General features: G+C 64.1%; 5 protein-coding genes and 2 pseudogenes. 5 read left to right on the top strand and 2 right to left on the bottom strand.

The annotated features are described in order from the left end of the window. Positions 1-98: 98 nt before the first annotated feature. Positions 99-1,313: a GGDEF domain-containing protein gene (locus ACOZK4_RS13765; protein ID WP_421592365.1), complete on the bottom strand. Its 1,215-nt coding sequence runs from the start codon at positions 1,311-1,313 to the stop codon at positions 99-101. A 215-nt stretch (positions 1,314-1,528) separates the two neighbouring features. Between ACOZK4_RS13765 and ACOZK4_RS13770 the strand changes: the two are divergent. The 5 genes and pseudogenes from ACOZK4_RS13770 to ACOZK4_RS13790 form a co-directional block, all read left to right on the top strand. Continuing rightward, positions 1,529-2,488, top strand: a pseudogene (locus ACOZK4_RS13770) (bifunctional enoyl-CoA hydratase/phosphate acetyltransferase); the annotation flags it as partial. Next, positions 2,485-3,588, top strand: coding sequence for an acetate/propionate family kinase (locus tag ACOZK4_RS13775; protein WP_421592366.1), 1,104 nt, complete (start codon positions 2,485-2,487; stop codon positions 3,586-3,588). The pseudogene ACOZK4_RS13770 and the gene ACOZK4_RS13775, both read left to right, overlap by 4 nt. A 97-nt stretch (positions 3,589-3,685) precedes the next feature. Beyond that, positions 3,686-4,342 (top strand): helix-turn-helix domain-containing protein, encoded by a 657-nt coding sequence (locus ACOZK4_RS13780; protein ID WP_421592367.1) that lies wholly within the window; start codon positions 3,686-3,688, stop codon positions 4,340-4,342. A 15-nt stretch (positions 4,343-4,357) separates the two neighbouring features. After that, a complete protein-coding gene (locus ACOZK4_RS13785) occupies positions 4,358-5,461 on the top strand; it encodes a M24 family metallopeptidase (protein WP_421592368.1) in 1,104 nt (367 codons plus the stop codon). A 158-nt stretch (positions 5,462-5,619) separates the two neighbouring features. Then, positions 5,620-6,642: an LLM class flavin-dependent oxidoreductase gene (locus ACOZK4_RS13790; RefSeq protein ID WP_421592369.1), complete on the top strand. Its 1,023-nt coding sequence runs from the start codon at positions 5,620-5,622 to the stop codon at positions 6,640-6,642. 96 nt (positions 6,643-6,738) lie between these two features. Here the strand turns inward: ACOZK4_RS13790 and ACOZK4_RS13795 are convergent. Continuing rightward, a pseudogene (locus ACOZK4_RS13795) lies at positions 6,739-6,818 on the bottom strand (Lrp/AsnC family transcriptional regulator); the annotation flags it as partial.

Raw genomic sequence — 6,818 nt, forward strand, 5'->3', positions numbered from 1 at the left:
TCCAGCACAGGATCACAGGCGTCCCGGATCACGATCAAAACATAACGTCTTTACTCATGTTTTATCCGCAAGGGAAGCCGGCCGACCGAGGATGGGGCTCAGCGGAGGATGACGCGGTCCCGGCCCGACTTCTTGGCGTCATAGAGGCCATTGTCGGCCCGCGAGATGGCCGAGCCGACGCTTTCGGTCCCCTCGCAGATCGCGCCGCCCACGCTGACCGTCACCTTCAGCGTGTCTGTATCGATGATGAAAGGCTCAGATCCCACGACCTGCCGCAGCCGTTCGGCGATGACATGGACCGACGCATCATCCGGGCGGCAGAGCACGACAGCGAATTCTTCTCCACCCATGCGGCCGAAGCGGTCTTCCGGCCGAAGCACGTCACGGCAGCGCCGGGTGAATTCGACGAGCACCGCATCGCCGACACCATGGCCATAGCGGTCGTTGATCGTCTTGAAATGATCGATGTCGAGCATCAGGAAGGTGGCGGACGCACCGCTTTTCTGGCACTCCGCGTGGATACGGTCCGCCTCCTCGAAGAAGCGGCGGCGGTTCATCGCGCCGGTCAGCGGGTCGGTATCGGCGAGAACCTTCAACTCCCTCGCGTAGCTGCGCTCGCGCGTCACGTCGATATACATGTTGACGTTGAAATTGCCGATCGTGCGGTGGCGGAACTGGATCGTGCGCGTTTCGCCGCTCGCCGTCGCAACATCAAGGTCGAAGGGTGTCATCTCGCGGTTTTCCGCGCGGGCGGCCGCGATGGACTCATACCATTGCGTGCGGGCGAATTCACGATAGTCCGGGTCCGGATAGGCAAGCCGCCACCAGTCCTCGATGTTGGAAATCTCATCCTGCGTGTAGCCGAACAGGGCCTTGAAGGTCGAATTGGCAAACTGGATCTGGTCGTCGGTGCCCGATATCTCGAAGCCGAAAGGCAGCCAATTGAGCAGCGAGATGACGTTCTCCTGCCAGCCGGCGAGCGTCACGGAGCCCTGCGGCGGCGCATCGAGGAAGGTGAAGAGGCGCAGGATTTCGCCCTCCACCGCAACCTTGGTGACCTGCACCATGAGGATGCGCTCCTGACCCTGCACCTGCGCGCGGATCAGAAAGGGTTCGCCGGGAACGCCGACCGGCGCCACGCTCCAGATCTGGCCGAGCATCCGGGTGGCTTCATGGCCGACCAGCTCCTCAACCGAACAGCCGCCAAAACCCTCGAGGCCGCGGCCGAACAGGATCGCGGCATTGGCATTCGCATAGCGCACCGAAAGCGTCTGCTTTTCCATGAGAACGAGCGGCGCACCAACGCAGTTCATCCAGAAGTCCACCTCCTGGCGGGACCTCCGGGAGTGGGTCTCATCCGGTGACGGGGAGATCTGGACTGCGGTGTCAGGCATGCTCATGCGCTTGCTACTCGCTACTCGGATGCGGCGCGGCCATTGCACCATCCGCGAAACGCTAATGGCTCAGCGTAAGGATTTGGTTTACGCGGCGTGAGCACGTCATGGCGCAGCGACGTAATTCCTTTATGGTGCACAAAAGCCTCAGGAAGGAATGCCGACGCATGAGCCGACAGACAGACGCCATCCTCGCCCTCTGCCATGCCCTGCCGCCGACGCGCACCGCGATCGTGCATCCGGTCAAAGCAAACGTGGTGGAAGCGGCGGCCGAGGCCGTACGGGAAAAGCTGATCGTGCCCGTGCTCATCGGCCCCGCAGCGAAGATCACGCAGGCGGCGCAGGAGGCTGCCGTCGATATCAGCGGCTGGGAGATCGTCGATACCGAGCACAGCCATGCCGCGGCCGCCAAGGCAGCGGAACTCGCCGCCGGCCATCATGTCGATGCGATCATGAAAGGGTCGCTGCACACGGACGAGCTCCTGAGCGCCATTGTGAAGGCCGATGCGGGCCTGCGCACCGAGCGGCGCATTTCGCATTGCTACCTCATGCACATCGCAACCTATCCGAAACCCTTCATCATCACGGATGCTGCCGTCAACATCCTGCCGGAGCTGCCGGTCAAGGCCGATATCGTGCAGAACGCCGTCGACCTGTGGCGGGTCGTCTTCGGCGATCATAAACCCAAGGTGGCCGTGCTCGCTGCCGTCGAGACCGTCAATCCGAAAATGCAGGCGACGCTCGATGCCGCAGCGCTGTGCAAGATGGCGGACCGCCGTCAGATCACCGATTGCCTGATCGACGGACCGCTTGCCTTCGACAATGCGATCAGCGCCGAGGCGGCGCGGGAAAAGGGCATCGTATCCGAGGTCGCCGGCCATGCTGATATCCTGCTGGTTCCCGACATCGAGGCCGGCAACATGCTGGCCAAGCAGCTGACATTCCTCGGTGGAGCGGAGGCGGCCGGCATCGTGCTCGGCGCGCGCGTCCCCGTAATCCTCACCAGCCGCGCCGACAATGAACGCACGCGTCTGCTTTCCTGCGCGCTTGCCGTGCTGCTGGCCGATGCCCGTACAAAGGGCCGCATCCTGTGATCGATGTCCTGCTCGTCCTCAACACCGGCTCGTCCAGCCTGAAATTCGAGGTTTTCGCCTACGACAAGCTCGACAGGCTCGCCAAAGGCAAAGTGACCGGCATCGGCAGCAGAGCCCGGCTTGATGCAACCATCGAGGAGACCGGCGCCGTCATCGGCGAGCCGCTTGCCGCCGACGATCACGAGACGGCCATGCGCGCGGTGATCACGCTGATCGATCGCTACGACGACGGCTGGCGCATGATCGCAGCCGTGCATCGCATCGTGCATGGCGGGGAAAACTTCGTCGCGCCTGTTGTCGTTACACCAGACGTCCTCACGGAACTCGAAACGCTCGTGCCGCTCGCGCCGCTGCACCAGCCCTACAATCTCGCCGGCATCGCGGCCTCGGACCGGTTGGCCGATGCCCCCGACATCGCCTGCTTCGACACCGCCTTCCATGCCGGCCAGGCGCCGGTGTTCAAGACCTTTGCCGTCGAGGAGGCGCTGCGTGAAAGAGGTATCCGCCGCTATGGCTTCCACGGGCTCTCCTATGACTGGATTGCCCGTGTGCTTGCCCGTGACTATCCCGACGTGGCGAAAGGCCGGGTCGTCGCCGACCATCTCGGCAATGGCGCGAGCCTCTGCGCCATGATCGGCGGCAAGAGCATCGACACGACCATGGGCATGACGGCGCTCGACGGCCTGCCCATGGGCAGCCGCAGCGGCGCCATCGATGCCGGAGCGGTCACTTATATGATGCGCAGCTTCGGCCTCTCCGTGGAGGAGGTCGAGCGGATGCTCTACGAACGCTCCGGCCTCAAGGGCCTCTCCGGCATCAGCAACGACGTCGAGACCCTGCTCGAAAGCAACGACCCGCGCGCCGCCTTCACGCTCGACTATTTCGCGCTGAAGGTCGCGCAATATGCCGCCATGATGGCGACCTCTATGGGCGGCATCGATGCCTTCGTCTTCACCGGCGGCATCGGCGAGAACGCCGCCCCCGTGCGCGAGGCCGTCCTGTCCCGGCTCGCCTTCCTCCAGCCCTTCCGCACGCTGGTCATTGCTGCCAACGAGGAGCGCATGATGGCGATCCACGCCAAGGCGCTGCTGGCAACCTGACGCAACTCCATAGTTTTTTAGTCAGACTAAAAAACGGGTTGACAATGCCGCCGCCCATCGCATTATTGAAGTAATACTAAAAACTTCGGTGAGCACAATGGCAAGCACTGCGAAGCAACCGGCTGCCGACACGCAGGTCGTGGGCGCGCGTCTGCGCGCCTGTCGGCGCGCCCTGAAGATGACCTTGCAGGAAGTGGCGGATGCTGCCGGCTTTTCGGTCGGCTTCATCTCGCAGATCGAGCGCGGCATCACCGTTCCCTCGCTGACGTCCCTCGTCGCGGTCTGCCGCGCGTTGAACACCGATGTCGGCTCGTTCTTCCAGCCGCCGCGCGTGGAAACGCCGATCACCCGGCGTGACGGACGCGCCGTCTATGGCCTCGGCGGCACGCCGGACAGCGCCATCACCTATGAGCGCCTCTCCGCCTCCTTCCCCGGCAGCGTCTTGTGCTCGACGCTCATCCATGCGCCGCCGGGGTTTCACAGCGAGCCTATGTCGCATGAGGGCGAGGAGATTTACTTCATCGTCGAGGGCGCATTGACCATCGAGATCGACGGCGAGCACACCGTTCTGGAAGCGGGTGATTCCGCGCATTTCCTCTCGACGCTGACGCACACCACCTGGAACCACACGGCCACGCCGACGACTATTTTCCACACCTGCACCATGGACGTCTTCGGCGCTGCCGAAGCGGCGGGCCGGACACCGGCAAGCTTCGTCGTCAAACGCAAATCCCCCTTTTCCGACACTCCGTAATCGCAAGGACAGATCATGACCGAACAGACCGCCACGCGCCTGAAAGCGCTGCGCCAGCGCATGGCCGAGACCGGCACCGGCCTCGTTGCCATCGCCCCCGGCTCCCATATGGACTGGGTGCTGGGCTTCCACCCGCATCCCGACGAGCGGCCCTGCCTGCTGTTGATCGGCCCGGAAAAGGAAGCCTTCCTGATGCCGGTGTTGAACGCCGAGGGCACGCGCGAATTCACCGACATCACGTTCCACAACTGGGCGGATGAGATCGGTCCGGTCGATGCCCTTGCGGCCGCCCTTGCCGATATCGGCGCGGAAGCTCCGGGCCTCGTCGCGATTGACGAAACCATGCGTGCCGATTTTGCGCTGCTGCTGCTCGATGCGCTGCCCGCCGAGACGCACCGCGACTTCACGCCCGCCACGCTCGGCGGCCTGCGTATGCGCAAGGACGGCGCGGAATATACCAAGCTGAAGATGAATGCCGGCATCGCCGATCGCGCCATGCAGGCCGCCTTCGCCGCCATCCGCCCCGGCATGACGGAAAAAGAGGTCGCCGCCGCCATCCGTGCGCATTTCTCCTCCGAGGGCGCTTCGCCGCAATTCTGGATCGTCGGCGCGGGCGGCAACGGCGCCTTTCCGCATCATTCGGCGAGTGAAAAGATCGTGCAGGAAGGCGATGCCGTCGTCATCGATATCGGCGGCCGCAAGGAGGGTTTCCCCTCCGACATCACCCGCATGGCCATCATCGGCATCGCACCGGAGGGTTACGGCGAAATCCACACCATCGTCGAAAAGGCCGTTCAGGCGGCGCTGAAGGCGGCGAAACCAGGCGTTCTCGCCCGCGAAGTCGATGCGGCTGCCCGCAAGGTCATCACCGACGCCGGCTATGGCGACTATTTCGTGCACCGCACCGGCCACGGCATGGGCATCGACGGCCACGAGCCGCCCTATATCACCGCCACCTCGGAAACCGTGCTGGAAGAGGGCATGGTGTTCTCCATCGAGCCCGGCATCTATCTGCCCGGCCGCTTCGGCATCCGCCTGGAGGATATCGTGATCCTGCGCGCGGACGGACCGGAAATCCTCTCCGCGCTGCCGCGCAGCGTGCATGTCGTGCCGGTCTGATTGTCAATGCAGCGGGGCGGTGTGTGACCACCACCCCGTTCACAAGTGCCGTTTTGTGAACAATGCGTTCTCATCGCATGCCTTTTCAAGCCTCACGCGATGCACCATGTTCCGCCCAACACATCGTGCAACGGACGCTGAGCGTCGAGGCGGACATCATGAAGAAAATCGGCTTTCTCTCCTTCGGCCACTGGACACCCTCTTCACAATCCCAGACGCGCTCGGCGGGCGATACGCTCCTCCAGTCGATCGACCTTGCCGTCGCGGCCGAAGAGCTGGGCGCCGACGGCGCCTATTTCCGCGTCCATCACTTCGCCCGGCAGCTCGCCTCGCCCTTCCCGCTGCTCGCCGCCGTCGGCGCACGGACCAAGAAGATCGAGATCGGCACCGCCGTCATCGACATGCGCTATGAAAACCCGCTCTATATGGCCGAGGATGCCGGTTCGGCCGACCTCATCGCCGGCGGTCGTCTCCAGCTCGGCATCAGCCGCGGCTCGCCCGAGCAGGTCATCGATGGCTGGCGCTATTTCGGCTACGAGCCGCAGGAGGGCATGAGCGACGCCGATATGGGCCGCCGCCATGCGGAGGTCTTTCTCGACGTCCTGAAGGGCGAAGGCTTCGCCCAGCCGAACCCGCGGCCGATGTTCCCGAACCCGCCGGGCCTGCTGCGTCTCGAGCCGCATTCCGAAGGTCTGCGCGAGCGTATCTGGTGGGGTGCCGGCTCGAACGCGACAGCCATCTGGGCGGCCCAGCGCGGCATGAACCTGCAAAGCTCCACCCTCAAGGACGACGAGACGGGCGAGCCCTTCCATGTCCAGCAGGCCGCACAGATCCGCGCCTATCGCGAGGCCTGGAAGGAAGCCGGCCATAGCCGCACGCCCCGCGTCTCGGTGAGCCGCAGCATCTTCGCCCTGGTCGACGATCGCGACCGTGCCTATTTCGGCCGGGGCGGCAAGGAAGAGGATTCGATCGGCTTCATCGACGACAAGACACGCGCGATCTTCGGTCGGTCATACGCCGACGAGCCGGACCGGCTGATCGCGCAGCTGGCCGCCGACGAGGCGATCCAGGAGGCCGACACGCTGCTGCTCACCGTGCCCAACCAGCTCGGCGTCGAATACAACGCCCATGTCATCGAGGCGATCCTGAAGCACGTCGCGCCGGCGCTGGGCTGGCGATAGAGCATTTCCAGCCGGAGCGACCTCGCTTCGGCGTCGGACAATGCGGTAAAACAAAAAACCGAGAGCATTTCCGGTGAACCGGAAATGCTCTGGAAATCACACCCGTTCGATGTCGCGGCGAAGCACGATGGAGGTCGTCAGGTCCTCCACATTGTCCATCGTCGCGACCTCGTCGC

This window comes from Shinella sp. M27 (genome assembly GCF_049199905.1).
GTDB lineage: Bacteria > Pseudomonadota > Alphaproteobacteria > Rhizobiales > Rhizobiaceae > Shinella.

Coding starts and splice junctions, on each gene's coding strand:
- ACOZK4_RS13780 (WP_421592367.1), top strand. CDS start 3,686: ATGGCAAGCACTGCGAAGCAACCGGCTGCCGACACGCAGGTCGTGGGC.
- ACOZK4_RS13785 (WP_421592368.1), top strand. CDS start 4,358: ATGACCGAACAGACCGCCACGCGCCTGAAAGCGCTGCGCCAGCGCATG.
- ACOZK4_RS13765 (WP_421592365.1), bottom strand. CDS start 1,313: ATGAACTGCGTTGGTGCGCCGCTCGTTCTCATGGAAAAGCAGACGCTT.
- ACOZK4_RS13790 (WP_421592369.1), top strand. CDS start 5,620: ATGAAGAAAATCGGCTTTCTCTCCTTCGGCCACTGGACACCCTCTTCA.